We start from the raw sequence: 26926 nt of genomic DNA on the forward strand, positions 1-26926 counted from the left end.
TGCGTCCTCTGAATCCAGCACGTCAGGAGAGACCGGTGACGGACGTCCGGGTAATCATCAACCGCGAACCCGATCGGGAAGAGCGCGTGGTGACCACGGGCACGACGGCCGCCGAGCTCTTCGCGGACGATCGCTCGATCATCGCCGCCAAGGTCGCCGGCCAGCTCAAGGACCTCGCCTACGCGGTCCAGGACGGCGACGAGGTCGAGCCGGTCGTGATCGGCAGCCCCGACGGCCTCGACATCCTGCGCCACTCCACCGCGCACGTGATGGCCCAGGCCGTGCAGCAGCTCTTCCCGGAGGCCAAGCTCGGCATCGGCCCGCCGGTCAAGGACGGCTTCTACTACGACTTCGACGTCGAGAAGCCGTTCCACCCCGATGACCTCAAGGCCATCGAGAAGCGGATGCAGGAGATCATCAAGCGCGGGCAGAAGTTCTCGCGCCGCGTCGTCACCGACGAGGCGGCCCGCGAGGAGCTGGCCGGCGAGCCGTACAAGCTGGAGCTGATCGGCCTCAAGGGCTCCGCCGCGACCGCCGGCGAGGGCGCCGACGTCGAGGTCGGCGCCGGCGAGCTCACCATCTACGACAACCTGGACGCCAAGAGCGGCGAGCTGTGCTGGGGCGACCTCTGCCGCGGCCCGCACCTGCCCAGCACCCGGATGATCCCGGCGTTCAAGATCATGCGCTCGGCCGCCGCCTACTGGCGCGGCAGCGAGAAGAACCCGATGCTGCAGAGGCTCTACGGGACCGCCTGGCCGAGCAAGGACGAGCTCAAGGCGCACCTGGAGTTCCTGGAGGAGGCCGCCAAGCGCGACCACCGCAAGCTCGGCAACGAGCTCGACCTCTTCTCCATCCCCGAGGAGATCGGCTCCGGCCTCGCCGTCTTCCACCCCAAGGGCGGCATCATCCGCCGCGCCATGGAGGACTACTCGCGCCGCCGGCACGAGGAGGAGGGCTACGAGTTCGTCTACACCCCGCACGCCACCAAGGGGAAGCTGTTCGAGAAGAGCGGCCACCTGGACTGGTACGCGGACGGTATGTACCCGCCCATGCAGCTCGACGAGGGCGTGGACTACTACCTCAAGCCGATGAACTGCCCGATGCACAACCTGATCTTCGACGCGCGCGGCCGTTCGTACCGTGAACTGCCGCTGCGCCTGTTCGAGTTCGGCACCGTGTACCGGTACGAGAAGTCCGGTGTGGTGCACGGCCTGACCCGCGCCCGCGGTTTCACCCAGGACGACGCGCACATCTACTGCACCCGCGAGCAGATGGCGGACGAGCTCGACTCGACCCTCACCTTCGTGCTCAACCTGCTGCGCGACTACGGTCTGACCGACTTCTACCTGGAGCTGTCCACCAAGGACCCGGAGAAGTTCGTCGGCAGCGACGACGCGTGGGAGGAGGCCACCGCCGTCCTGGCCGCGGTGGCCGAGAAGCAGGGTCTGCCGCTGGTGCCGGACCCGGGCGGCGCGGCCTTCTACGGTCCGAAGATCTCGGTGCAGGCGCGGGACGCCATCGGCCGGACCTGGCAGATGAGTACGATCCAGCTCGACTTCAACTTGCCGGTCCGTTTCGATCTCGAGTACACGGCGGCGGACGGCTCGCGTCAGCGGCCCGTCATGATCCACCGGGCGCTGTTCGGCTCGATCGAGCGCTTCTTCGCGGTGCTGCTGGAGCACTACGCCGGTGCCATGCCGCCGTGGCTGGCCCCGGTCACCGTGACCGGCATCCCGATCACCGACGAGCACGTGCCGTACCTGCTGGAGGTCGCGGCCGAGCTGAAGAAGCGCGGGATCCGGGTCGAGGTGGACACCTCGGACGACCGGATGCAGAAGAAGATCCGCAACGCCCAGCGCAGCAAGGTGCCGTTCATGCTGATCGCCGGCAACGACGACGTCGAGGCGGGCGCGGTCTCCTTCCGCTACCGCAACGGCGAGCAGAAGAACGGCGTCCCGCTGGCCGACGCGGTCGCCGAGATCGTGGACGCGGTGGAGCGCCGGATCCAGGTCTGACCCGTTCGTGTGCGCGGGGCGGGCTCCTTCGGGAGTCCGCCCCGCGCGCTTCGCGAGCGGGGGTGGGCGAATATGCTGATCAGCATGACGACTGAGCCGGAACTGCAGCGGGGCGTCGGGGAGCCGGACGGCTTCCGCCGCCTGTGGACCCCCCATCGGATGGCCTACATCCAGGGCGAGAACAAGCCCACCGGCCCGGCTCCGGACGACGGCTGTCCGTTCTGCTCGATCCCGGCGCTCAGCGACGAGGACGGGCTGGTCGTCGCGCGCGGGAACGCGGTGTACGCGGTGCTCAACCTGTACCCGTACAACGGCGGGCACCTGATGGTGGTCCCGTACCGGCACGCGGCGGACTACACCGAGCTGGACGAGGCGGAGACGGCCGAGCTGGCGGTGTTCACCAAGAAGGCGATGACGGCGCTGCGCGCGGCCTCGGGCGCGCACGGCTTCAACATCGGGATGAACCAGGGTGCGGCGGCGGGGGCCGGTATCGCCGCGCACCTGCACCAGCACGTGGTGCCGCGCTGGGGCGGGGACACCAACTTCATGCCGGTGGTCGGTCACACCAAGGTGCTGCCGCAACTGCTGGCGGACACCCGGAAGATGCTGGCCGAGGCCTGGCCCCAGGACTGACGCGCACAGCGAGGAGGGCCCCCGTCGACCGTTCCGGGTCGGCGGGGGCCCTCCTCGTGCGGCGGGGCGGCGGCCCGGTCAGGCGTCGTAGCGGTCGACCTTGAACGGCCGGCTGCCCTGGGCCTCGGCCTTGAGACCGGCCGCGCGGCCCTTGAAGGCGCGTTCGGTGTCGAGGTCGTGCTCGGCGAGGAACTCCATCGTCGCGGTGTGGACGGCGCCGATCACCGGGTGCGAGACGTTGAGCGCGTTGTCGGCCATGGTGCGGGTGTCCCAGGGCTGGCCGGCCCAGATGTGCCGCAGGCCGAAGGGTTCGGGCAGGCCGAGGCCGCCGCCGAGCCAGGACAGCAGGCTCGGCATCCGGTAGAAGGGGGCGCGGACGGCCTGCCGGACGACCTCGTCGTTGTCGATCAGCGGGAGCTTGACCGTGCGCTCCTCCCAGAACCGCACGGTCTTGGCGACCGACTTCTCCTTGTCCTTGGGCTTGTCGAAGAAGTAGCCGTTGATCGGGCCGAGCGCGAAGGCCGCGACGGTGACGTTGAGGGTGTTGGCGAGCAGGGCGACGGTGACGGTGAAGGTCAGCACGAGCTTGCCGTCGTGGGTGATGAACTGGGTGGCGAGGTAGTGCCGGGGGCCGCCGCCGAACGTCTGCTTGTCGGCGATGGCCTGGACGGCGAAGTCGCGCATGTGGTCGCCGTCCATGTCGGCGCTGCCGGGGCGGCTGATCTCGTCGGCGTTCTCGCCGACCTCGAAGACCACCCACTGCTTGATCCGGACGTCGGGGATGCCGCTGTTGGCGACCTCGCTGATGCCGAGGGCCTTGAGGTGGCCGGAGATCTTGCGGACGAGGTCCCAGGGGTGGAACTGGCGGAAGTCGATCTGGCCCTCGGCGGGGCGCAGGGTGTCGATGAGCTTCCACTCGCCCCAGCGGCGGCCGGCGCCGAGGATGCCCTTGGGCCCGGCGTAGTGATGGACGTTGGTCTCCTGCTCGGACTCCAGCCGGCCGAGCTTGGCGCGCAGGTCGGCGGCCTTCTTGTCGAGGTCGTCGCGGGGGACGGCCATCGGGACGGTCGCGGCGACGGCGTTGCCCTCGACGAGTTGCAGCCAGCGCGCGCGCAGGTCGAGGGCGGTGCGCACGACGATGCGCTTGGCGAGGTACCAGCCGACGACCGGGGCCAGCATGACGATGCGCAGGTAGAGGCCGAGGATGCCGCCGGCCGGGGGCCTGATCGCGAGCAGGACGGCGACGGCGGCGGCGAGGAAGAGGACGACGCCCCCGTACACGCCGGCGTTCTTGGGGTTGTCGCGCTTGAGCCAGGCGCGGAGCTGGAAGGCGCCGAGCCAGATCAGGGTGCCGGGCAGGAAGAGCAGGCCGGTGACGACGGAGACGGTGGACAGCTGCCGGTCGCGGCCGCGGCGGATCTCCTCGGCGGCGAGGCAGTGCTCGACGACCTGGCGGGTGTCGACGCCGAAGGCGGGCACCAGGGGCTTGCGGTCGCCGCCGAGGGCACGGGAGATGAGCGCCTTGCTGAAGGCCTCGCCGAAGTTGGGCCTGAAGAGGGCGAAACGGCCCTTCTTGGCATTGGCCCCGTCGAGTTTCCCGGCGTCGCCGGTGAGTTCGGCGTCGCGGTACGCGGCCGAGGAGAGCGCCTGGGTGCCGGCGGTCTGCGGGCCGGCGTCGGTCCGGGGTATCTGCGCACCCGGGGTCATGTCGAGTGTGGTCACGGTGGCGTCCCCTCCTCCCCTTGTCCTGCGGCAGGGTACCGCGCCGGGGTACCGGCGCGCGGATGATCGTCTGAACTGGCGTCACGAACGGGCCACGCCGGGCCCGTGGGGCATGATGCCCACGTTTCGGCTGTTCGACGCGCCCCGGGACCCTCCGGCCGGGAGGGATGGGGCACGATGGGCGGCATGGAGAGCGATGCGCTGACGGATCCGGTTCTGGTCTTCGACGGGGACTGCGCGTTCTGCACGACGTGTGCGACCTGGGCGGAGCGTTTCCTCCGGCAGACCCTGGCGTCGGGCGGCTGGGAGGCGGTGCCGTTCCAGTTCGCGGACCTGGCGGGGCTGGACGCGTCGGCCGGGGGGCGCGGCGAGGTGTCGTGGGAGCGCGCGGAGCGCGAGGTGCTCTGGGTGACGCCGGCCGGACGGGTGTACGGCGGGGCGCAGGCGGTGGCGCGGCTGCTGATGCGTTCGGGCGGGGTGTGGGCGTACCTGGGCGGGGTGCTGGCGCTGGCGCCGGTGCGGCCGGTGGCGGGCCTGGTGTACCGCTGGGTGGCGCGTCACCGGCACCGGATGCCGGGCGGGACGGCGGCCTGCGCGCTGCCGCGGCGCTGACGGCCCGGCGCCTGAGGGGACCCGGCGGCAGGGGCCGCCGGGGGTTCAGTCGTCCTGGTCGGTGAAGCGGGCGGCGAGGGCGGCGGGCATGGGTTCGTGGCGCAGGTGGGAGCGGCTGAACTCGGCGGTGCCGTGGGTGAGCGAGCGCAGGTCGACGGGGTAGCGGGCGAGTTCGAGTTCGGGGACCTCGGCGCGCAGCAGGGTGAGGCCGGGGCCGGCGGTCTCGGTGCCGAGGACGCGGCCGCGGCGGGCGGAGAGGTCGCCGAGGACGGCGCCGAGGTAGTCGTCGGGCAGCAGGACGCGGACGGCGGCGACGGGTTCGAGGAGCCGGATGACGGCGTGTTCGGCGGCGTCGCGCAGGGCGAGGGCGGCGGCGTTCTGGAAGGCGGAGTCGGAGGAGTCGACGGAGTGCGCCTTGCCGTCGGTGAGGGTGACCCGGACGTCGACGAGCGGGTGGCCGGTGGCGACGCCCTTGGCGAGCTGGGCGCGGACGCCCTTCTCGACGGAGGGGATGAAGTGCTTGGGGACGGCGCCGCCGACGACGTGTTCCTGGAACTCGAAGCCGGCGCCGGCGGGGAGGGGTTCGACCTCCAGCTCGCAGATGGCGTACTGGCCGTGGCCGCCGGACTGTTTGACGAGGCGTCCGTGGCCGGCCGCGGCGGTGCCGAAGGTCTCCCGCAGGGCGACCTTGTGGGCGACGGTGTCGACGTGCACGCCGTGGCGGTTGCGGAGGCGGTCGAGGAGGGTCTCGGCGTGGGCCTCGCCGGTGCACCAGAGGACGAGCTGGTGGGTGTCGGGGTTCTGTTCGAGGCGCAGGGCCGGGTCCTCGGCGGCGAGCCGGGCGAGGGCCTGGGAGAGCTTGTCGTCGTCGGCCTTGCTGTGGGCCTCGACGGCGATCGGCAGCAGCGGGTCGGGGAGCGGCCAGGTGTCGAGTTCGACCGGGTGGCCGGGTTCCTGGACGGTGTCGCCGGAGCGGGCGGTGCCGAGTTTGGCGACGCAGACGAGGTCGCCGGCGACGGCGTGCGGGACGGCCCGCTGGAGTTTGCCGAAGGGGCTGGTGAGGGCGGTGACGCGTTCCTCGCCGTCCTGGTCGGCGGGGTGGTGGGGGCCGGTGAGGCGGATGCGGGTGTCCGGGCGCAGGGTTCCGGCCCAGACGCGCAGCAGGCTGACGCGGCCGACGTAGGCGTCCCCGGTGACGCGGACGACCTGGGCGGCGAGGGGGGCGTCGGGGTCGCAGGCGGGGCCGGGGCGGGTGCGTTCGGTGGGGTCGGGGAAGGCGCTGGTGATGAGGTCGAGGAGTTCGGTGGCGCCGAGGCCGTGCTCGCTGGTGGGGACGGCGGGGTGGAGGGCGCAGCCGAGGACCTCGCGGCGCAGGCCCGCTTCGAGGGCGTCGGTGTCGAGGGGGTCGCCGGCCAGGTACTGCTCCATGAGGGTGTCGTCCTGGCCGGAGATGGCTTCGACGAGGCTCTCGCGGGCGGGCCCGGTGTCGGGGAGGGGGTCGGCGCTGCCGTAGGTGTGGCCGGTGAGGAGGTCGACGCTGCCGTCGGGGCGGCCGTCGTGGTGGACCGGGAGGAAGAGCGGCCGGAGGGTGTCGGGGCCCAGGCCGAAGGCGTCGTGGCAGGCGGTGAGGATCTCGTCGAGGCTGCCGCGGGCGATGTCGAGTTTGGCGACGGCGATCGCGCGGGGGATGTTCTCGGCGGCGCACCGGCGCCACAGGGCGCGGGTGGGCGCGGTCACCGGGTCGGTGGCGGAGACCACGAAGACGGCGGCGTCGGCGGTGTGCAGGGCGGCGCTCAGGTCGGCGGCGAAGTCGGGGTGGCCGGGCGGGTCGATCAGGTTGATCTTGACGCCGCGCCATTCGAGCGGGAGCACGGAGAGCTGGACGGAGCGCTGCTGCTGGTGCTCGACGGGTTCGTGGTCGGAGACGGTGGTGCCGTCGGCGACCTTGCCGGCCCGGCCGAGGGCGCCGGCGGCGAGGGCCAGTGATTCGGCGAGGGTGGTCTTGCCGACGCCGGCGCAGCCGACGAGGGCGACGTTGCGCAGGTCGCGCGGTCCGGTGACGGCGGGGGCCTGGCCGGCCCGGGCGGTGCTGCGGTCGGGCATCGGGGTCTCCTCCCGTCGCGCCGGGGGCTGTCGGTGAAAGTCTAGGGTCGAAGGCGTCGGCGGGCGCGGTACGAAGGCGTCGGCGGGCGCGCGAGCGGTCGGTGGGCGGGGAGTGTCGGCGGGCGTGGCTACGATGGGTGCGCCGGGCGGGCTGATCCGTCGGGTCGTCTGCCGCATTCTCCGCCGCAGGCGGGTACCAGGCAGATCGGAGCGGTCGGGAAGGCCATGCTCAACAAATACGCGCGTGCCTTCTTCACACGTGTCCTGACCCCGTTCGCCGCGTTCCTGATCCGGTTGGGTGTGAGCCCGGACACCGTGACGCTGGTCGGTACGGCCGGTTCGGTGGCGGGCGCGCTGGTGTTCTTCCCGCGCGGGGAGTTCTTCTGGGGCACCATCACGATCACGCTGTTCATCTTCTCGGACCTGGTGGACGGGAACATGGCGCGGCAGCTGGGGCGGACGAGCAAGTGGGGGGCGTTCCTCGACTCGACGCTGGACCGGGTCGCGGACGCCGCGATCTTCGGCGGCCTGGCCATGTGGTACGCGGGCAAGGGCGACAACGACCTGCTGTGCGCGGTGGCGGTGTTCTGTCTGGCGAGCGGGCTGGTGGTGTCGTACACCAAGGCCCGGGCCGAGAGCCAGGGGCTGCCGTGCGACGTGTCGGGGCTGGTGGAGCGGGCCGAGCGGCTGGTGATCAGCCTGGTGGCGGCCGGTGTGGCGGGTCTGGCGACGTTCGGTGTGCCGTACGTCGAGTGGCTGCTGCCGGTGGCGCTGTGGCTGGTGGCGGCCGGCAGCCTGGTGACGGTGGTCCAGCGGATGGTGACGGTGCGCCGCGAGGCGTTCGAGGCGGACCGGGCGTCGGCCGGGAGCTGAAGGGGGCGGTGCCGCGATGAAGGAACGAGTGGTGGACCGGCTGGTGTACTCGGCGTACGCGGCGGGCTGGGCGGTGCTGAGGCATCTGCCCGAGCCGGCGGCGCGGGCGCTGTTCGACCGGCTGGCGGACTCGGCGTGGCGGCGGCGCGGCAAGCGGGTGCTGCAGCTGGAGGCGAACCTGCTGCGGGTGTGCCCGGACGCGGACGAGGCCCGGCTGCGGGAGCTGTCGCGGGCCGGGATGCGTTCGTACATGCGGTACTGGCAGGAGTCGTTCCGGCTGCCGGTCTGGGGTCGCGCGCGGGTGCTGCGGGACGTCCGGGTGGACGGTTTCGAGCAGCTGCGGGAGGCGCTGGAGTCGGGGCGGGGCGCGGTGATAGCGCTGCCGCACATGGGCAACTGGGACCTCGCGGGTGCCTGGGTGGCCTCGCTGGGGTATCCGTTCACGACGGTGGCGGAGCGGTTGAAGCCGGAGCGGCTGTTCGACCGGTTCGTGGCGTTCCGGGAGAGCCTGGGCATGGAGGTGCTCCCGCTGACCGGCGGCTCGGTGAACGTGGTGGGCACGCTGGCGCGCCGGCTGCGGGCGGGGAAGCTGGTCTGCCTGGTGGGGGACCGCGACCTCTCGGAGGCGGGTATCGGGGTGTCGTTCTTCGGTGAGGCGACGCGGATGCCGGCCGGTCCGGCGGCGCTGGCCCAGCGCACCGGGGCGGCGCTGATGCCGGTCTCGCTCTGGTACGAGGGCCGGATCCTGCGGGGCCGGATCCATCCGGAGGTGCCGGTGCCGGCGGAGGGCGACCGGGCGGAGAAGACCCGGGTGATGACGCAGGCGATGGCGGACGTCTGGGAGGACGCGATCCGGGAGCACCCGGAGGACTGGCACATGCTGCAGCGCTTCTGGCTGGCCGACCTCCCGGTCCGTGAGACGGTGGAGTCGGGGCCGGCCCGCCCGGCGGGCCCGGTGGCCGCCGACCCGGTGGCCGCGCGTCCGGTCGTCGCGAACCCGGCGGCCGAGGCGGCCGAGGCACCGGGGGCGTCGGGGGCCTGAGGCCGGACCCGCCGTCCGCTCCGTACCCGCCGCCCGGACCGGCGGTGCCGCCCGTACCGCCCGTACCGGACCGGCGGTGCCGCCCGCGCCGCACGTACCGCCCGCACCGCCCGTACCGTCCGCAGGACTTTCGAGGAGACCCGTGAAGATCGGCATCGTCTGCCCGTACGACTGGGACGTCCCCGGTGGCGTGCAGTTCCACATCCGGGACCTCGCCGAGCACCTGATCGGCCTGGGCCACGCGGTGTCGGTGCTGGCGCCGGCCGAGGACGACGAGGCGCTGCCGCCGTACGTGGTCTCGGCGGGGCGGGCGGTGGCGGTGCCGTACAACGGCTCGGTGGCGCGGCTGAGCTTCGGGATCCTGTCGGCGGCGAGGGTGCGGCGGTGGCTGCACGACGGCCGGTTCGACATCCTGCACGTGCACGAGCCGGCCTCGCCGAGCCTGTCGATGCTGGCGGCCTGGTCGGCCTCGGGGCCGATGGTGGGCACCTTCCACACCTCGAACCCGCGCTCGCGGGCGATGATCGCGGCCTCGCCGATCCTCCAGCCGGGCCTGGAGAAGATGCGGGCCCGGATCGCGGTGAGCGAGTACGCGCGGCGCACCCTGGTGGAGCACCTGGGCGGGGACGCGGTGGTGATCCCGAACGGCGTGGACGTGGGCTTCTTCGCGGAGGCCGAGCCGGACGCCCGCTGGACCGGCGGGGCGGCGGCCGGCGGCCCGGGGACGATCGGCTTCATCGGGCGGATCAACGAGCCGCGCAAGGGGCTGCCGACGCTGCTGGCGGCGCTGCCGCGGATCCTGGCGGAGCGCCCCGGGGTGCGGCTGCTGGTCGCGGGCAAGGGCGACGAGGAGGAGGCGGTCGCCGGGCTGGCGCCGGAGGTCCGCGCCCAGGTGGAGTTCCTCGGCATGGTGAGCGACCGGGACAAGGCCCGGCTGCTGCGCAGCGTGGACCTGTACGTGGCGCCGAACACCGGCGGCGAGAGCTTCGGGATCATCCTGGTCGAGGCGATGTCGGCGGGAGCGCCGGTGCTGGCGAGCGATCTGGACGCGTTCAAGCAGGTGCTGGACGGCGGGGACGCGGGCGAGCTGTTCCCGGTGGAGGACGCGGACGCGCTGGCGCGGACGGCGCTGCGGCTGCTGGGGGACCCGGGGCGGCTGGAGGAACTGCGGAAGGCGGCGTCGCGGCACGTGCGGCGGTTCGACTGGTCGACCGTGGGCGCGGACATCCTGGCCGTCTACGAGACGGTGACGGCGGGTGCGGCGGCGGTGGTCGAGGAGGACGAGCGCAGCGGCCGGCGTGGCCGGTTCGGGCTGGCCCGGGACTGAGCCGGCGGCGGGGCGCGGATAGGGTCGGACGGTCGTCCCGCCGGACGTGCGGTGCGACGTCGGCGGTCCCGGCGCCCGTCCCGACCCGCTGTCCCCTCCCGCTGTTCCGTCCGCTGTTCCGACCCCGTGCTTCCGGAGGCCCCGATGCCGCAGATCTCCGTCGACTACTCGCCGAGCCTGGCCGACTCCTTCGACCGCCGTGAGCTGGGGCTGGCGATCAACCGGCTCGCGGTGGACACCATCGGTGCCAAGCCCGAGGGCTGCAAGACGGTCTTCCGGCAGACCGACCCGGAGGTCGTGGTGGGCTTCGGCGAGCGGGCCGAGGCGCAGGTGTTCGTGCAGTTCCAGATCTTCCCGGGGCGGACCCCGGAGGCGAAGGCGGCGCTCACCGACGCGGTGCTGGCGCTGCTGGCCGAGCGGGTGGAGCCGGTGCCGGGGGAGCGGCTGCAGCTCGCGGTGGACGTGCGCGACATCGACCGCGAGGCGTACCGGAACACGGTGGTCGAGGGGTGAACCGGAAGCACCCGGTAGCGTAGCGCCCCGTGACTACGTGGATCTGGGCCGGCGTGGCCGTGGTGCTGTTCGGGATGTACCTGAGTTGGACGGCCGGGAGGCTGGACCGGCTGCACGCCCGGATCGACGCCGCCCGGGCGGCGCTGGACGCGCAGTTGGTCCGCCGGGCGTCGGTGGCGATGGAGCTGGCGACGTCCTCGCTGCTGGACCCGGCGGCGTCGCTGCTGCTGCTGGACGCGGCGCACGCGGCCCGGCAGGCGGAGGACGAGCAGCGCGAGGTGGCCGAGAGCCAGCTGAGCCTGGCGCTGCGGGCGGTGTTCGCGGAGCCGGAGCAGGTGGCGGTGCTGGTGGCCGAGCCGGGCGGCGAGGAGGCGGTGCGGGACCTGACGGCGGCCGTGCGTCGGGTGCCGATGGCGCGGCGGTTCCACAACGACGCGGTGCGGGCGGCGCGGGCGGTGCGGGAGCACCGGCTGGTGCGGTACTTCCGGCTGGCGGGCCGGGCGCCGTTCCCGATGGCGTTCGAGATGGACGACGCGCCGCCGTCGGCGCTCACTCCGGAGGGTGCGCCGGCGTAGGGCGCGCCGGCGCGGGGCGCGCGGCGGGGACCGGGTGACGAGTGCGGCGGGACCGGTCGGGACAAGTCCGGCACGGCCGGGCGGAACGCGTCCCACCCGCTGCGGCGGGTGGGTCCGGATCCGGCCTGTTTGTCGTATCCCGTCACGCACGCTGGACTTGGTGGCGCATGGAGGGGCCGTTTCTTCCGCCTACCATAGGGCGATAGCACTGGTTCATCTTCGAGTGAGGTCTCACGTGTCCACCACCCCCACCACCGCAGACCAGCCGCAGATCGGTACCGCCCGGGTCAAGCGCGGCATGGCCGAGCAGCTCAAGGGCGGTGTGATCATGGACGTGGTCAACGCCGAGCAGGCGAAGATCGCCGAGGACGCCGGCGCTGTGGCCGTCATGGCCCTGGAGCGCGTGCCGGCCGACATCCGCAAGGACGGCGGCGTGGCCCGCATGTCGGACCCGAACATGATCGAGGAGATCATCGCCGCGGTCTCGATCCCGGTCATGGCGAAGTCCCGGATCGGCCACTTCGTCGAGGCCCAGGTCCTCCAGTCGCTGGGTGTCGACTACATCGACGAGTCCGAGGTGCTGACCCCGGCCGACGAGGTCAACCACTCCGACAAGTTCGCGTTCACCACGCCCTTCGTCTGCGGTGCCACCAACCTGGGCGAGGCGCTGCGCCGCATCGCCGAGGGTGCGGCCATGATCCGCTCGAAGGGCGAGGCCGGCACCGGCAACGTCGTCGAGGCGGTCCGCCACCTGCGCCAGATCAAGAACGAGATCGCCAAGCTGCGCGGCTTCGACAACAACGAGCTGTACGCCGCCGCCAAGGAGCTGCGCGCCCCGTACGAGCTCGTCAAGGAGGTCGCCGAGCTCGGCAAGCTGCCGGTCGTGCTGTTCTCCGCCGGTGGTGTGGCCACCCCGGCCGACGCCGCGCTGATGCGCCAGCTGGGTGCCGAGGGCGTCTTCGTCGGCTCCGGCATCTTCAAGTCGGGCGACCCCGCGAAGCGTGCCGCCGCGATCGTCAAGGCCACCACGTTCTTCGACGACCCGAAGATCATCGCCGACGCCTCCCGCAACCTGGGCGAGGCCATGGTCGGCATCAACTGCGACACCCTGCCGGAGACCGAGCGCTACGCCAACCGCGGCTGGTAATACGCCTCCCACGGCCCGCCGCACGGTGTGATCATCGGCGCGGCGGGCCGCTGCGCGTCGTCCGTTCGAGAGTCAAGAGGTACGAGAAGTGTCCACTCCAGTCATCGGCGTCCTCGCCCTGCAGGGCGACGTCCGTGAGCACCTGATCGCGCTGGCCGAGGCCGACGCGCTGGCCCGTCCGGTGCGCCGGGTGGAGGAGCTGGCCGAGGTCGACGCGCTGGTGATCCCCGGCGGGGAGTCCACCACGATGTCCAAGCTGGCGCTGCTGTTCGGCGTGATGGGCCCGCTGCGCGAGCGGGTGGCGGCGGGGATGCCGGTCTACGGGACCTGCGCCGGAATGATCATGCTGGCCGACAAGATCCTGGACGGGCGCGAGGACCAGGAGACGGTGGGCGGCATCGACATGACCGTGCGCCGCAACGCCTTCGGCCGCCAGAACGAGTCCTTCGAGTCGGGTGTCGCCTTCACGGGTCTGGACGAGGCGCCCGTGCACGGGGTGTTCATCCGGGCCCCGTGGGTGGAGGCGGTCGGCGCGGGCGTGCGGGTGCTGGCCGAGCTGCCGGCCGCCGACGGCCCGGAGAGCCGGATCGTCGCGGTGCGTCAGGGCAACCTGCTGGCCACCTCGTTCCACCCCGAGCTCACCGGCGACCACCGGGTGCACGCGTACTTCGTGCGGATGGTCGAGGAGCACCTCGCCGCCGCGTGACGGTGCGCGAACGACCGTGTGCGGGTGAGGACCGACCGCACCGGTAAGATCTCATCTGTTCATTTCCCATTGGCGACGTAAAGGAGCTGGCGATGTCCGGCCACTCTAAGTGGGCTACCACCAAGCACAAGAAGGCCGTGATCGACGCCAAGCGCGGCAAGCTCTTCGCCAAGATGATCAAGAACATCGAGGTGGCGGCGCGCACCGGCGGTCCGGACCTGGGCGGCAACCCGACGCTGTACGACGCCGTGCAGAAGGCGAAGAAGGCGTCGGTCCCGATCGACAACATCAACCGCGCCGTCAAGCGCGGTGGTGGCCTGGAGGCCGGCGGGGCCGACTACCAGACGATCATGTACGAGGGCTACGGCCCGAACGGTGTCGCGGTGCTCATCGAGTGCCTCACCGACAACCGCAACCGCGCCGCCTCCGACGTGCGCGTGGCGATGACCCGCAACGGCGGCTCGATGGCCGACCCGGGCTCGGTCTCGTACCTGTTCAACCGCCGCGGTGTCGTGATCGTCCCGAAGGCGGACGGCGTGGACGAGGAGAAGCTCCTCGAGATCGTCCTCGACCACGGTGCCGAGGAGGTCAACGACCTCGGCGAGGCGTTCGAGATCGTCTCCGAGCCGGGCGACATGGTCCCCGTGCGCACCGCGCTGGTGGACGCCGGCGTCGACTACGACTCGGCCGACGCCAACTTCGTCCCGAGCATGCAGGTCGAGCTGGACGTCGACGGCGCCCGCAAGATCTTCAAGCTGATCGACGCCCTGGAGGACAGCGACGACGTGCAGAACGTCTTCGCCAACTTCGACATCAGCGACGAGGTCGGCGCGCAGCTCGACTCCGAGTGATCGTGCCCCCCTTCCGGCCCGGCGGTCCCCAGGACCGCCGGGCCGGTGTCGTCGGTGGCGCTGTCGGTGGTGGACGGTAGCCTTCGCAGGTCGGAGGACGTCATGACGAAGGGGGAGCCTTGGTCCGGGTGCTGGGGGTCGATCCGGGGCTGACCAGGTGCGGGATCGGCGTGGTCGAGGGAGCGCCGGGCCGGCCGCTGCGGATGGTCGGGGTCGGGGTGGTGCGCACCCCCGCCGAGGCGGAGATCGGGCCGCGGCTGCTGCTGGTCGAGCAGGGCATCGAGGCCTGGCTGGACGAGCACCGGCCCGAGCTGGTGGCCGTCGAGCGGGTCTTCGCCCAGCACAACGTCCGCACCGTGATGGGCACCGCGCAGGCCAGCGCGGTCGCCATGCTCTGCGCCACCCGGCGCGGCATACCGGTCACCCTGCACACCCCCAGCGAGGTCAAGGCCGCTGTCACCGGCTCCGGCCGGGCCGACAAGGCCCAGGTCACGGCGATGGTGCAGCGGCTGCTGCGGCTCGACGCGCCGCCGAAGCCGGCCGACGCCGCCGACGCACTGGCGCTGGCCATCTGCCACATCTGGCGCGGCGGCGCCACCAACCGCCTGGAGGCCGCGATCAAGGCGGCCGCCCGTACCACCTCCCCGCCCGGCCCGAGAGGAACCCCCCGATGATCGCCTTCGTGCAAGGACCAGTGGCGGCGATCTCCGCCGGCCTCGCGGTGGTGGAGGTCGGCGGCGTCGGCATGGCGGTGCAGTGCACGCCCGCCACCCTGGCCGGCCTGCGGCTGGGCGAGCCGGCCCGGCTGGCCACCTCGCTGGTGGTCAGGGAGGACTCGCTGACCCTGTTCGGCTTCGCCGACGACGACGAGCGCGCCGTCTTCGAGATCCTCCAGGCCGCGCCCGGCGTCGGCCCGAAGCTGGCGCAGGCCGTGCTCGGGGTGCACAGCCCGGACGCGCTGCGGGCCGCGGTGGCGAGCGGCGACGAGAAGGCGCTGGTGGCGGTGCCCGGCATCGGCAAGGCCAAGGCGGCCAAGCTGCTGCTGGAGTACAAGGACAAGCTGGGCGCGCCGCACGGCGCGGTCCCGGCGCAGAAGCCGGTCGCGACCGGTCCGGCGCCGTGGGGCGAGCAGCTGCACTCCGCGCTGGTCGGCCTCGGGTACGCGCCCCGGGAGGCGGACGAGGCGGTCGCCGCCGTCACCCCGGAGGCGGAGGCGCAGTCGACGCCGGACGTCGGAGCGCTGCTGCGGCTCGCGCTGCGCGGCCTCAACCGTTCGCGCTGAAGCCGACTTCCGGGCTGAGGCCGACTTTCGCGCCGAGGCCGACCGACGACCCGTCACTCCGCCGACACCATGTGGGAGCCCCCTCCGATGAGCCCGTACGACTCCGAGCCCGCCGACCGGCTGGTGACCGCCGCCGCCGACGGTGAGGACCAGGCCGTCGAGGCGGCGCTGCGCCCCAAGCTGCTGGACGAGTTCATCGGTCAGGAACGGGTGCGCGAGCAGCTGTCGCTGGTGCTCCAGGCCGCCCGCCGGCGCGGCTCCGCGCCGGACCACGTGCTGCTCAGCGGGCCGCCCGGGCTCGGCAAGACCACCCTGTCGATGATCATCGCGGCCGAGCTGGGCGCCCCGATCCGGATCACCTCCGGGCCGGCCATCCAGCACGCGGGGGACCTCGCGGCGATCCTCTCCTCGCTCGCCGAGGGGGAGGTGCTCTTCCTCGACGAGATCCACCGGATGTCCCGGCCCGCCGAGGAGATGCTCTACATGGCGATGGAGGACTTCCGGGTCGACGTGATCGTCGGCAAGGGGCCGGGGGCGACCGCCATCCCGCTGGAGCTGCCGCCGTTCACCCTGGTCGGCGCCACCACCCGGGCCGGGCTGCTGCCGCCGCCGCTGCGGGACCGGTTCGGCTTCACCGGTCACATGGAGTTCTACGCCCCGGCCGAGCTGCAGCGGGTGGTGCACCGCTCGGCCGCGCTGCTGGACGTGGAGATCGACCCGGCCGGTGCGGCCGAGATCGCCGGCCGCTCCCGGGGGACGCCGCGGATCGCCAACCGGCTGCTGCGCCGGGTCCGCGACTACGCGCAGGTGCGGCACGACGGCGTGGTGACCGCCGAGATCGCCGGCCGGGCGCTGGAGGTCTACGAGGTGGACGCCCGTGGTCTGGACCGCCTGGACCGCGCGGTGCTGGGCGCGCTGCTGCGGCTCTTCGGCGGCGGACCGGTCGGGCTGTCCACGCTGGCGGTCGCGGTCGGCGAGGAGGCCGAGACGGTCGAGGAGGTCGCCGAACCGTTCCTGGTCCGCGAGGGACTGCTGGCCCGCACCCCGCGCGGGCGGATCGCCACCGCCGCGGCCTGGCAGCACCTCGGCCTGGTCCCGCCGGACCGGCCGGGCCGCGGCGCGGTGCCCGCCCAGCCCGAACTCTTCGCCCCCGACGGGCCCCGGACCCCCGAGGACTGAGCGGGAGGCCGAACGGGTGAGGGCGGAGCGTATGCGGAGCGTGTGCGCCCGCGGTCGGGGTTGCGCGGGGATCCGGGGGAGAAGTCCCGGGAAACTGTGCAGGCGGAGGCTCGCCACTTTCGGCGGCAGGATGCGATGCTTGGCGTTGTCCGATCAGTTCGGGGTCGCCTAGACTCCGCCGGACCGCCCCTCTCGCCCGAGAGGACGACCAATACCACACAGGCCGCCGGCCGGCGGCCCGTAAAGGACCCTGGCTGCAGTGAACCTCATCATCCTTCTCCTCCCGATCCTCGCGATCGTGCTCATGTTCCGGTCGCAGAAGAAGCGCCAGTCGCAGATGCAGCAGATGCAGACGGCGCTGGAGCCCGGGGCGGGGGTCCGGACCATCGGCGGTCTGTACGCGAAGGTGAAGGCGGTCAACGAGGAGACCGTCGAGCTGGAGATCGCGCCGGGCGTGGTCAGCCACTTCACCAAGAGCGCCGTCGCGGCGGTCATGGACCCCGCGGACTACGACGCGATCATCAACGGCCGCCCCGCCGAGGACGAGCCGGTCGAGGCCGTGGACGCGGTGGACGCCGAGATCGAGCCGGCCGCCGCCGAGCCGCTGTCGTTCACCAAGGACGACGCCGCCAAGGGCGACGCGAAGGCCGAGGCCGAGGGCGGCGCTCCCGCGAGCAAGTAGTACGGCCGGGCAACCCGCCCGGTCGCGCGGCGTCACGCCGCGAGCCCACAGGACTCAGGGCCGCAGTTCCGCCACACCCCGTCCAGCCACGAGCCGGGCGGGGTCCGGTGGGGGGAAGTGGCATGGACAGGGAGAAACGAGCAAGGTGGCAACACCCAAGTCGCGCCCGCGCGACGGCTACCCAGGGCGGGCGCTGGCCCTCATCCTGGTCGTCACCGTCGGACTGGTCGCCCTCATGTTCGGGACGGGCAACACCAAGCCCCGCCTCGGGATCGACCTCGCCGGCGGCACCAGCATCACGCTGAGTGCGAAGTCGAGCGACCCCAAGGCGATCAACAAGTCCAACATGGACGTCGCCACCGGGATCATCGAGCAGCGGGTCAACGGGATGGGCGTCTCCGAGGCGGAGGTGCAGACCCAGGGTGACCGCAACATCATCGTGAACATCCCCAAGGGCGGGGACAAGCAGACCGCGGCCGACCAGGTCGGCACCACCGCGAAGCTGTTCTTCCGCCCGGTCCTCGCCCTCGCCCCGAGCGGCGTCCAGGCCCCGGCCCCGACCGCGACCCCGTCGGCGGGCGCGACCGGCACCCCGGCCGCCACCCCCGCCGCGACCGGGACCGGCACCGCCGCCCCGAGCGCCGCCGCCACCGCGGCCGGTACCGGCACGCCGAGCGCGAGCGCCACCAAGCAGGGCCGTCCGGCCGGCGAGGCCCTCGCGGCCGACAACACCCCGTCGCCGGTCGCCACCACCGGTGCCGCCGCCTCCGCCACCCCGAGCGCCGCCCCGGCCGCCGCGACCGGCACGCCGTCGGCCGCCGCCACGCCCCCGGCCAACCCGGACCTCTCCGCGGCGATGACCTCGGGCACCGTGCCGCCGGAGCTGGCCGCGCAGTTCGCCGCACTGGACTGCAGCAAGCCGGACCAGCGGAACAAGAACTACCAGGGCGCCGACGGCGCGCCGGCCGTCGCCTGCACGCAGAAGGACGAGCGGGGCCTGTTCTACAAGCTCGCGCTCGGCCCCGTCGCGGTCGAGGGCAAGAACGTCTCCAAGGCCCAGGCGACCATCGACACCCAGCAGGGCGGCGGCTGGCAGGTCCAGCTGCAGTTCGACGGCAAGGGCACCGACGCCTTCACCGCCGTCACCGGCCAGCTGGCCACCCAGCCGGACCCGACCAACCAGTTCGCCATCGTGCTGGACGGCCAGGTCGTCTCCCACCCGTACGTCCGCAGCGCCATCCCCGGCGGCTCGGCCGTGATCTCCGGCAGCTTCACCCAGGACGAGGCGCAGAGCCTCGCCAACGTGCTGAGCTTCGGCGCCCTGCCGCTGGAGTTCACCACCAGCGACGTCACCACCGTCTCCCCGCAGCTCGGCGGCGACCAGCTGAAGGCCGGCCTGATCGCCGGTCTGATCGGCATGATCCTGGTGGTCCTGTACTCGCTGGTCTACTACCGCGGCCTCGGCCTGGTCTCGATCGCCGGTCTGCTCGTCTCGGCGGCCCTGACCTACTCGATCATGAGCCTGCTCGGCGGCGGGATCGGCTTCGCGCTGAACCTGCCCGCGGTCTGCGGCGCCATCGTCGCGATCGGTATCACCGCGGACTCCTTCATCGTGTACTTCGAGCGCATCCGCGACGAGGTCCGCGAGGGCGCGCTGCTGCGCCCGGCCGTCCAGCGGGCCTGGCCGCGCGCCCGGCGCACCATCCTGGTCTCGGACTTCGTCTCCTTCCTCTGTGCCGCCGTGCTCTACGTGGTCTCGGTCGGCAAGGTGCAGGGCTTCGCGTTCACGCTGGGCCTGACCACGGCGCTCGACGTCGTGGTGATCTTCCTCTTCACCAAGCCGCTGATCACGCTGCTGGCCCGCCGGAAGTTCTTCTCCGACGGCCACCCGTGGTCCGGCCTGGACCCGAAGCGGCTGGGCGCCCGTCCGCCGCTGCGCAGCACCCGTCGTCGCAACCCTTCGTCCTCCGCCGCCGTGAAGGGGGCCTGACACCGTGTCGCGCTTCTCCAATCTGGGCCACAAGCTCTACCAGGGCGAGGTCAGCTTCGACTTCGTCGGCCGCCGCAAGCTCTGGTACAGCATCTCCGGTGTGATCGTGCTGGTCGCCGCGATCGGCCTGGCGATGGGCCTGCACCTGGGCATCGAGTTCAAGGGCGGTTCGGTCTACACCGTGACCAAGCCCGGGCTCACGGTGTCGCAGGCCCAGGACGCCGTGGACAAGATCGTGTCCTCGCACCCGCTGGTGCAGTCGACCGACAACGGCAAGATCCGGATCCAGGTCTCGTCGGAGGACAAGACCACCTCCTCGGAGTTCACCGGCAAGCTCTCCAAGGCCATCGACGTACCGGTCGAGGAGATCGGCGCCCAGGTGATCGGCCCCAGCTGGGGCGAGCAGATCTCCAACAAGGCGATCACCGGCCTCGTGATCTTCATGATCCTGGTGACGATCTACCTGGCGATCGCCTTCGAGTGGCGGATGGCGGTGGCCGCCCTGGTCGCCCTCATCCACGACCTCCTGATCACCATCGGCGTCTACGCCCTGGTCGGCTTCGAGGTCACCCCGGGCACCGTGATCGGCTTCCTGACCATCCTCGGCTACTCGCTCTACGACACGGTCGTCGTCTTCGACACCGTGAAGGAGAACGCCAAGGACCTCACCAAGCAGAACAAGCTCACCTACAGCGAGGCGGCCAACGCGGGCCTCAACCAGACCCTGGTCCGCTCGCTCAACACCACGGTGGTCGCCCTGCTCCCGGTGGCGGCGCTGCTGTTCATCGGTGGCGGTCTGCTCGGGGCCGGCACCCTGAACGACATCTCGCTGGCCCTGTTCATCGGTCTCGCCGCCGGTGCCTACTCCTCCATCTGCGTCGCCACCCCGCTGCTCGCGCAGCTCAAGGAGGAGCAGCCGGAGATGAAGGCCCTCGCCAAGCGGGTCGCCCAGCGCCGGGCGGCCGAGGCCAAGGCCGCCGCGGCGGCGGAGGCCGGGGACGGCGAGGAGATCGCGGACGAGGACCTGCCGGCGGGTATGGTCGGTCAGCGCGGCCGGGCGGCCGGCACCACGCGTGCCAAGGGCCGTCCGTCCACCAAGCGCTGATCCCCGCCGACCGTAAGGACCCTTCGTGACCACCGCCGACACCGTCCCTCCTTGCCCGCCGCCGGGCAGGAGGGGCCCCCTTTCCGCGCTGCTCACCAGCCGGATCCGGGACGTCCCCGACTACCCGAAGCCGGGCGTGCTGTTCAAGGACATCGCGCCGCTGCTCGCCGACGCCGAGGCCTTCGCGGCGCTCACCCGGGCGCTGGCGGACCGGGCGCGGGAGCTCGGGGCGACCAAGGTGGTCGGCCTGGAGGCCCGTGGGTTCGTGCTGGCGGCCCCGGCGGCCTTCGCCGCCGGGCTCGGCTTCGTGCCGATCCGCAAGCAGGGCAAGCTGCCCGGCGAGGTGTTCCGGCGCTCCTACGAGCTGGAGTACGGCTCGGCGACGCTGGAGGTGCAGTGCGACGCCTTCAAGCCCGGTGAGCGGGTGCTGGTGGTGGACGACGTGCTGGCCACCGGCGGGACGATCGGTGCCTCGCTGGACCTGGTCCGGGAGGCCGGGGCCGAGCTGGCCGGCGTCGTGGTGCTGATGGAGCTGGGCTTCCTCGGCGGGCGCGAGCGGCTCGCCCCGCACCTGGGCGGCGCTCCGCTGGAGACGCTGGTCATGGTCTGACGCCGGCGACGGTCTGAGGACGCACGACCCGGACGGGCGGCGGTCGGAATCATCCGGCCGCCGCCCGTCCCCGTGTCCGGCGTGTGTCCGGTCCGTGTGCGGGGCCCGGCCGACCGAACGGCCCGGCGCCGGGCTCGGTACCATGAAGGTTCATCCCCTCCCGGTTGTGCGAGGCGCGGTCCGAGTGCCGCACGGCGCCCGCGGGGGGCCGGCCGAGCGCCCCGAGGAGTGTCCTTGCCCGACGAGGTTGTGCCCAAGGCCGCTGCGGCCGCCCCCGAGAACCGGCCCACGCCCTCGGGGGCCACCCCGGCACGCCCGGCGCCGACCCCGTCCCGCCCGCCCGCGCCGGGCGGCGGCCGGGCCTCCACCACCGGTGGCATGCGCGCCCGCCTCGCCCGCCTCGGCGGCCAGCGTTCCAGCGTCCTCAACCCGGTGCTGGAGCCGCTGTTCCGCTCCATCCGGGCCAACGACCCCAAGGCCGATCCGGCGCTGCTGCGGGACATCGAGAAGGCGTACGCGGTCGCCGAGAAGTGGCACCGCGGGCAGAAGCGCAAGAGCGGCGACCCCTACATCACCCACCCGTTGGCGGTCGCCACCATCCTGGCCGAGCTGGGCATGGACGCCCCGACCCTGATGGCCGGGCTGCTGCACGACACCGTCGAGGACACCGACTACGGCCTGGAGACCCTGCGCAAGGACTTCGGCGACTCGGTGGCCCTGCTGGTCGACGGCGTCACCAAGCTGGACCGGGTCAAGTTCGGCGAGGCCGCGCAGGCCGAGACGGTCCGCAAGATGGTCGTCGCGATGGCCAAGGACCCGCGGGTCCTGGTGATCAAGCTGGCCGACCGGCTGCACAACATGCGCACCATGCGTTACCTCAAGCGAGAGAAGCAGGAGAAGAAGGCCCGCGAGACGCTGGAGATCTACGCCCCGCTGGCGCACCGGCTGGGCATGAACACCATCAAGTGGGAGCTGGAGGACCTCGCCTTCGCGATCCTCTACCCCAAGATGTACGACGAGATCGTCCGGCTGGTCGCCGAGCGCGCGCCCAAGCGGGACGAGTACCTGGCGACCGTCATCGACCAGGTCCAGGGCGACCTGCGCGGCGCCCGGATCACCGCCTCCGTCACCGGCCGGCCGAAGCACTACTACTCGGTCTACCAGAAGATGATCGTCCGGGGCCGGGACTTCGCCGAGATCTACGACCTGGTGGGCATCCGGGTCCTGGTCGACACCGTCCGCGACTGCTACGCGGCGCTGGGCACCATCCACGCGCGGTGGAACCCGGTGCCGGGGCGGTTCAAGGACTACATCGCGATGCCCAAGTTCAACATGTACCAGTCGCTGCACACCACGGTGATCGGTCCCGGGGGCAAGCCGGTCGAGCTGCAGATCCGCACCTTCGACATGCACCGCCGGGCCGAGTACGGCATCGCCGCGCACTGGAAGTACAAGCAGCGGGCGGTGGCCGGCGCCTCCAAGGTGCGCACCGACACCCCGACCCAGACCCGCAAGGACGACAAGGCCGGCGCCGTCAACGAGATGGCCTGGCTGCGGCAGCTGCTGGACTGGCAGAAGGAGACCGCCGACCCGGGCGAGTTCCTCGAGTCGCTCCGCTTCGACCTGGCCAGCAACGAGGTCTTCGTCTTCACGCCCAAGGGCGACGTGATAGCGCTCCCGGCTGGCGCCACCCCGGTGGACTTCGCGTTCGCGGTGCACACCGAGGTGGGCTACCGCACCATAGGGGCCCGGGTGAACGGGCGGCTGGTGCCGCTGGAGTCGACCCTGGAGAACGGCGACACCGTCGAGGTGTTCACCTCCAAGGCGGAGAACGCCGGACCGTCCCGGGACTGGCTGGGCTTCGTCAAGTCGCCGCGGGCCCGCAACAAGATCCGGGCCTGGTTCTCCAAGGAGCGCCGCGAGGAGGCGATCGAGCAGGGCAAGGAGGCGATCGTCCGGGCGATGCGCAAGCAGGGCCTGCCGATCCAGCGGATCCTCACCGGGGACTCGCTGGTCACCCTGGCCCACGAGATGCGCTACCCCGACATCTCCTCGCTGTACGCGGCGATCGGCGAGGGCCATGTCGCGGCGCAGAACATCGTCCAGAAGCTGGTGCAGGCGCTGGGCGGCGAGGAGGGCGCCACCGAGGACCTCGCCGAGACGGCCACGCCGACGCACGACAACCGGCGCGCGGTGCGCCGCCGGGCCAAGGGCGACCCCGGTGTGATCGTCAAGGGCGTCGAGGACGTCTGGGTGAAGCTGTCGCGCTGCTGCACCCCGGTCCCGGGCGACGGCATCGTGGGCTTCATCACCCGCGGCAACGGCGTCTCGGTGCACCGCGCCGACTGCGTCAACGTCGAGGCGCTCAGCCAGCAGCCCGAGCGGATGATCGACGTCGAGTGGGCGGCCACCCAGTCCTCGGTGTTCCTGGTGGCGATCCAGGTCGAGGCGCTGGACCGCTCCCGGCTGCTCTCGGACGTCACCCGGGTGCTGTCGGACCAGCACGTCAACATCCTGTCGGCGGCGGTGCAGACCTCCCGCGACCGGGTGGCGATGAGCCGGTTCACCTTCGAGATGGGCGACCCCAAGCACCTCGGCCACGTCCTCAAGGCGGTCCGCGGCGTCGAGGGCGTCTACGACGTCTACCGCGTCACCTCGGCCCGCAAGTAGCAGGCGGCGCTACGGGTGGGGCCCGTCCTCCGGGGGCTGGGCCCCACCCGTTCAATGAGCAAGAACCGCTTGTGCCCGTTGGGACTGGGCTTCCCACTGGATCTGACCATCATCCAGTGCCCGCTGGTTGCTTCGTATGAGTTCGCCCTGGTAAGCCGCAGTAACGAGTGTGACTGTCTCCAGGTATTGCGTTTGTCGCTTGCACCGGATGTCGGTGACGGCCGCCGTCACCTCCTCGGGCGACGGCGGCGGCAGCGCTGCGCCTGAAGGCAGGGGAAGACCTTTGCCCAAGAGGGACTTGTCATGCGCAGGCTCAAGAGGGTTGTTGTAGGCGAGTCCCGATGCCTTCATGCAGGAGCTCCACCGAGCGGTGGCCTCCTTTACTCGTTGGTCCTGCCTGGCCTCCTCCTGGGAGCGCCCTCGGAGCCGCTGAACGAATAGATAGGCTTCTCTGGGGCGAGTCTCGTCGAGCTTTTCCCTGGCCTCACCGATGCATCCTGATTTTCCTCGTGCGCGATCCTCGAAATATTCTGCAGCGACCTCGGGGGAAATATTCGGCGAAGATCCTTGTGCTGGATTTTCCTGCTCCACGGAGTTCGGCGGTTGGCGGTACCCGTAGATTCGGGCGATATCGAAACTGATGACGCCGTAGAGGGTCGTGGCGGGTGGCGACGCGAAGTCCGTTCGATTGCGGAGGACGTCGGGGAGTTCCAGGCCCTTGGCTCGCAGGCACTGGTCGGCGAGGACGGATCGCGCGCGTGCGGTGAGCCGCTGCGCCTCCCAGGCATCGTACTGGTCCAATGGGAGTTCCACGGATCCGTCGGGTCGGATGACGGCGCCGCCGGCGTTGAAACTGAACGGCTGATCCAAGTCCCGGGCCGGCGCGGACAGGAGTGGTGGGGTGACCGGCGTCTCGGCATGCTCGGCACCAGTGCTCGCCTTCCCGCTGTCGGCCGATCCGCACCCGGCGACGAGCAAGGCACCCACTGCGGCAATGATGCCGAACCCCTGTTTGAACGAGCGCATTTGTCCCTCGATCGCGTGTGGGAAGTGCAGATGCTGGCGGGCGACTCGGCCGTTCCGAATCGCCCGCCACAGGTGCTACTCCCAGCGCTGGTTCAGATCGGAGTCCCCGAAGTCGCCGAGGGTGTACACCTGGCCGTACTCATTGGAGTCCAGGATGCGGCCGGTCATCCGGTTCTGCAGCTTCCATCCGGTCGGCGTGCTGATCTCGTACCAACGCTGGTACCAGTTCGAAGCGTTCGCGGAGGCGTCTCCGTCGCACGGCTCGGTGTAGACCAGGTCGTTGTAGTTGGTGAGGCAGGTCCGGATGGCGCCTCGCTCCACATAGCTGCCGTCGTTCGTCTGCTCGTCGTACCAGCGGGAGAGGACCCCGTTTCCGCTGTCCGTCCACACCTGCTGGGTGTTGCGGCCCCACTCGAGGTAAAGCTTGGTCCGCTTGTTCTTCCAAGTGACCGAACCGTTCTGACTTTCGCTCGCAGAGGAGACTCCACTGCTCGTTGCGAAGAGTGTTGCGGAGATTGCGGTAACTACCAGGGCTTTTGCTGTGCGATTGCGAGCCATAATTCTCCCTCTCTAGAGTTTCACTAGTGGGGCGGCCGCCGCCTGGTCCGCGGTGGCAGTTGATTTCTATCACAACAGTTCGTGCGGGCGCTACCGACTTTTGTTTTTCGAAAAATAGGCGACATTTCACCCGATGTCCGACTGGATTGATATTTTTTGGAGTTTGAATTGAACATATGCGTCGGGAGTGAAGGGAGTGAAAACTGATTGCTGCCCTTCGGCTTGAACTTGTGATCGCACGAAAAAACGGCATGGCCGAATGGCCATGCCGTTTTTCTGTGGAGCCTGGCGGATCAGCCGCTGAACTCCTCCTGGCTGCGGTGGGCCTGCTGCAGCAGCTCCTCGACGCCGGCCAGCTCGGACTCCAGCTTCGCGGTCCGAGAGGCGTTGCCGGCCGCGCGGGCCTTGTCGAGGTCGGCGCGCAGCTTGTCGGCCTTGGCCTGGAACAGGCCGACCATGCCGGCCGCGCGGGCCTTGGCCTCCGGGTTGGAGCGCTTCCACTCGCTGTCCTCGGCCTCGCGGATCGCCCGCTCGACCGTGTTCAGCCGGCCGTCCAGCTTCGGGCGGACGTCCCGCGGCACGTGGCCGATGGCCTCCCAGCGCTCGTTGATCTCGCGCAGCGCCGCCTTGGCGGCCTTGAGATCGGTGATCGGCAGGATGGTCTCGGCCTCGGCCGCCAGCGCCTCCTTGAGCTTCTGGTTGGCCACCTGCTCGGCGTCACGCTCGCTGAAGACCGCGGAACGCGCCTGGAAGAAGACGTCCTGGGCGCCGCGGAACCGCGCCCACAGCTCGTCCTCGATGTCGCGCTGGGCGCGCCCGGCGGCCTTCCAGCGCGCCATCAGGTCGCGGTAGGCGGCCGCGGTGTCGCCCCAGTCGGTGGACGAGGAGAGCGCCTCGGCCTCGCCGACCAGCTGCTCCTTGGTGAGCCGGGCCTGCTCGCGCTCGGCGTCCAGCGACGCGAAGTGCGACTTGCGGTGCTTGGAGAAGACCGAGCGGGCGTGCGAGAAGCGGTGCCACAGCTCGTCGTCGCTCTTGCGGTCCAGCCGGGGCAGGGCCTTCCAGGTGTCCACCAGGGCGCGCAGCCGGTCGCCGGCCTCCCGCCACTGGGTGGACTCGGCGAGCTGCTCGGCCTCGGCGACCAGCGCCTCCTTGGCGGTGCGGGTCTCGTCCTGGGCCTTGGCGCGGGCGGCCTTGCGCTCCTCGCGGCGGCTGTCGATCTCGCCGGTCAGCGTGTCCAGGCGCTTGGCCAGCGCGGCCAGGTCGCCCACCGCGTGCGCCTCGGTGACCTGCTCGCGCAGGTGCTCCAGCGCGGCCTGGGCGTCCTTGGCGGCCAGGTCGGTGGTGCGCACCCGCTTCTCCAGCAGGCCGATCTCCACCTCGATGCCCTGGTACTTGCGCTCGAAGTAGGCGAGCGCCTCCTCGGGCGAGCCGGCCTGCCAGGAGCCGACGACGCGTTCGCCGTCCGCGGTCCTGACGTAGACCGTGCCCTGCTCGTCGACACGGCCCCACGGGTCGCTGCTCATAGCGCGTCCTCCACATGACGTCGCGCCCACCGCCGGGGCGGCAGGCGTCCGTCGTCCACAGTTGATGTGCGGCGGACCGATGAGTCCGCCGTCCCCGTCCGCCGTGTCCTGCTTGCCGAGGGTGACGGCCGGCGGGTCTGGGCACCCTATACAACGCCAACATAGGCGACCAGGCCCGGTGC

At 71.6% G+C, this 26926-nt stretch carries 24 protein-coding genes; 19 read left to right on the forward strand and 5 right to left on the reverse strand.

Features of this window, described 5'->3' with window-relative positions; all coding sequences use genetic code 11:
• The first annotated feature begins 35 nt into the window (after window positions 1–35).
• A complete protein-coding gene (thrS, locus tag BLU95_RS30580) occupies window positions 36–2015 on the forward strand; it encodes a threonine--tRNA ligase (RefSeq protein ID WP_093862818.1) in 1980 nt (659 codons plus the stop codon).
• 72 nt (window positions 2016–2087) lie between these two features.
• Complete coding sequence (locus BLU95_RS30585) at window positions 2088–2648, forward strand: HIT family protein (protein ID WP_093862819.1); 561 nt, start codon at window positions 2088–2090, stop codon at window positions 2646–2648.
• A gap of 78 nt (window positions 2649–2726) precedes the next feature.
• On the opposite strand, the gene BLU95_RS30590 is transcribed toward BLU95_RS30585, so the two are convergent.
• Window positions 2727–4370 carry an AbeC-like domain-containing protein gene (locus BLU95_RS30590; protein WP_093862820.1) on the reverse strand — a complete coding sequence of 548 codons (1644 nt, stop codon included), beginning with the start codon at window positions 4368–4370 and terminating at the stop codon, window positions 2727–2729.
• A gap of 186 nt (window positions 4371–4556) precedes the next feature.
• Here BLU95_RS30590 and BLU95_RS30595 point away from each other — a divergent pair, with 186 nt between their 5' ends.
• Window positions 4557–4982, forward strand: coding sequence for a thiol-disulfide oxidoreductase DCC family protein (locus BLU95_RS30595; RefSeq protein WP_093865242.1), 426 nt, complete (start codon window positions 4557–4559; stop codon window positions 4980–4982).
• Window positions 4983–5027: 45 nt separating this feature from the next.
• On the opposite strand, the gene BLU95_RS30600 is transcribed toward BLU95_RS30595, so the two are convergent.
• The gene (locus BLU95_RS30600; protein ID WP_093862821.1) at window positions 5028–7085 is read right to left on the reverse strand and encodes an elongation factor G-like protein EF-G2; all 2058 of its coding nucleotides are present in this window, start codon (window positions 7083–7085) and stop codon (window positions 5028–5030) included.
• Window positions 7086–7310: 225 nt separating this feature from the next.
• Here BLU95_RS30600 and pgsA point away from each other — a divergent pair, with 225 nt between their 5' ends.
• From pgsA to BLU95_RS30680, 16 genes are all read left to right on the forward strand, one after another.
• A complete protein-coding gene (gene pgsA / locus BLU95_RS30605; protein ID WP_030396022.1) occupies window positions 7311–7958 on the forward strand; it encodes a phosphatidylinositol phosphate synthase in 648 nt (215 codons plus the stop codon).
• A 16-nt stretch (window positions 7959–7974) separates the two neighbouring features.
• Window positions 7975–9000: a phosphatidylinositol mannoside acyltransferase gene (locus BLU95_RS30610; RefSeq protein ID WP_093862822.1), complete on the forward strand. Its 1026-nt coding sequence runs from the start codon at window positions 7975–7977 to the stop codon at window positions 8998–9000.
• A 142-nt stretch (window positions 9001–9142) separates the two neighbouring features.
• A complete protein-coding gene (locus tag BLU95_RS30615) occupies window positions 9143–10327 on the forward strand; it encodes a glycosyltransferase family 4 protein (protein ID WP_093862823.1) in 1185 nt (394 codons plus the stop codon).
• Window positions 10328–10471: 144 nt separating this feature from the next.
• The gene (locus tag BLU95_RS30620) at window positions 10472–10840 is read left to right on the forward strand and encodes a 5-carboxymethyl-2-hydroxymuconate Delta-isomerase (protein WP_093862824.1); all 369 of its coding nucleotides are present in this window, start codon (window positions 10472–10474) and stop codon (window positions 10838–10840) included.
• Between the two features lie 74 nt (window positions 10841–10914).
• Window positions 10915–11415: a hypothetical protein gene (locus BLU95_RS30625; RefSeq protein ID WP_045938307.1), complete on the forward strand. Its 501-nt coding sequence runs from the start codon at window positions 10915–10917 to the stop codon at window positions 11413–11415.
• 235 nt (window positions 11416–11650) lie between these two features.
• Complete coding sequence (pdxS, locus tag BLU95_RS30630; protein ID WP_030300161.1) at window positions 11651–12562, forward strand: pyridoxal 5'-phosphate synthase lyase subunit PdxS; 912 nt, start codon at window positions 11651–11653, stop codon at window positions 12560–12562.
• An 88-nt stretch (window positions 12563–12650) separates the two neighbouring features.
• Window positions 12651–13268 (forward strand): pyridoxal 5'-phosphate synthase glutaminase subunit PdxT, encoded by a 618-nt coding sequence (gene pdxT / locus BLU95_RS30635; protein WP_093862825.1) that lies wholly within the window; start codon window positions 12651–12653, stop codon window positions 13266–13268.
• Between the two features lie 92 nt (window positions 13269–13360).
• Entirely contained in the window at window positions 13361–14119 is a 759-nt protein-coding gene (locus BLU95_RS30640; RefSeq protein WP_093862826.1) for a YebC/PmpR family DNA-binding transcriptional regulator, read from the forward strand.
• 119 nt (window positions 14120–14238) lie between these two features.
• Window positions 14239–14793: a crossover junction endodeoxyribonuclease RuvC gene (gene ruvC / locus BLU95_RS30645; protein WP_093862827.1), complete on the forward strand. Its 555-nt coding sequence runs from the start codon at window positions 14239–14241 to the stop codon at window positions 14791–14793.
• Complete coding sequence (gene ruvA, locus BLU95_RS30650) at window positions 14790–15401, forward strand: Holliday junction branch migration protein RuvA (RefSeq protein WP_093862828.1); 612 nt, start codon at window positions 14790–14792, stop codon at window positions 15399–15401. Before ruvC ends, ruvA begins: the two co-directional genes overlap by 4 nt.
• Before the next feature lie 87 nt (window positions 15402–15488).
• Window positions 15489–16580, forward strand: a complete 1092-nt coding sequence (gene ruvB, locus BLU95_RS30655) for a Holliday junction branch migration DNA helicase RuvB (RefSeq protein WP_093862829.1) — start codon at window positions 15489–15491, stop codon at window positions 16578–16580.
• A 259-nt stretch (window positions 16581–16839) separates the two neighbouring features.
• Window positions 16840–17262, forward strand: coding sequence for a preprotein translocase subunit YajC (gene yajC, locus BLU95_RS30660; RefSeq protein WP_093862830.1), 423 nt, complete (start codon window positions 16840–16842; stop codon window positions 17260–17262).
• Between the two features lie 145 nt (window positions 17263–17407).
• A complete protein-coding gene (gene secD, locus BLU95_RS30665) occupies window positions 17408–19252 on the forward strand; it encodes a protein translocase subunit SecD (RefSeq protein WP_400746564.1) in 1845 nt (614 codons plus the stop codon).
• Between the two features lie 4 nt (window positions 19253–19256).
• Window positions 19257–20357 (forward strand): protein translocase subunit SecF, encoded by a 1101-nt coding sequence (gene secF, locus BLU95_RS30670; RefSeq protein ID WP_093862831.1) that lies wholly within the window; start codon window positions 19257–19259, stop codon window positions 20355–20357.
• Window positions 20358–20382: 25 nt separating this feature from the next.
• Window positions 20383–20967: an adenine phosphoribosyltransferase gene (locus tag BLU95_RS30675; protein ID WP_093862832.1), complete on the forward strand. Its 585-nt coding sequence runs from the start codon at window positions 20383–20385 to the stop codon at window positions 20965–20967.
• Window positions 20968–21195: 228 nt separating this feature from the next.
• Window positions 21196–23637, forward strand: a complete 2442-nt coding sequence (locus tag BLU95_RS30680; RefSeq protein ID WP_173862169.1) for a RelA/SpoT family protein — start codon at window positions 21196–21198, stop codon at window positions 23635–23637.
• 51 nt (window positions 23638–23688) lie between these two features.
• On the opposite strand, the gene BLU95_RS42535 is transcribed toward BLU95_RS30680, so the two are convergent.
• The 3 genes from BLU95_RS42535 to BLU95_RS30690 all read right to left on the reverse strand — a co-directional run bounded on the left by BLU95_RS42535 (window position 23689) and on the right by BLU95_RS30690 (window position 26744).
• On the reverse strand, window positions 23689–24663 hold the full coding sequence (locus BLU95_RS42535) for a hypothetical protein (protein ID WP_159425044.1): 975 nt from the start codon (window positions 24661–24663) through the stop codon (window positions 23689–23691).
• Window positions 24664–24738: 75 nt separating this feature from the next.
• Window positions 24739–25053, reverse strand: coding sequence for a ricin-type beta-trefoil lectin domain protein (locus BLU95_RS30685; protein ID WP_093862833.1), 315 nt, complete (start codon window positions 25051–25053; stop codon window positions 24739–24741).
• Between the two features lie 461 nt (window positions 25054–25514).
• Entirely contained in the window at window positions 25515–26744 is a 1230-nt protein-coding gene (locus BLU95_RS30690; protein WP_093862834.1) for a DUF349 domain-containing protein, read from the reverse strand.
• Window positions 26745–26926 lie beyond the last annotated feature (182 nt).

The sequence above is a fragment of the Streptomyces sp. TLI_053 genome, assembly GCF_900105395.1.
Taxonomy (GTDB): domain Bacteria; phylum Actinomycetota; class Actinomycetes; order Streptomycetales; family Streptomycetaceae; genus Kitasatospora.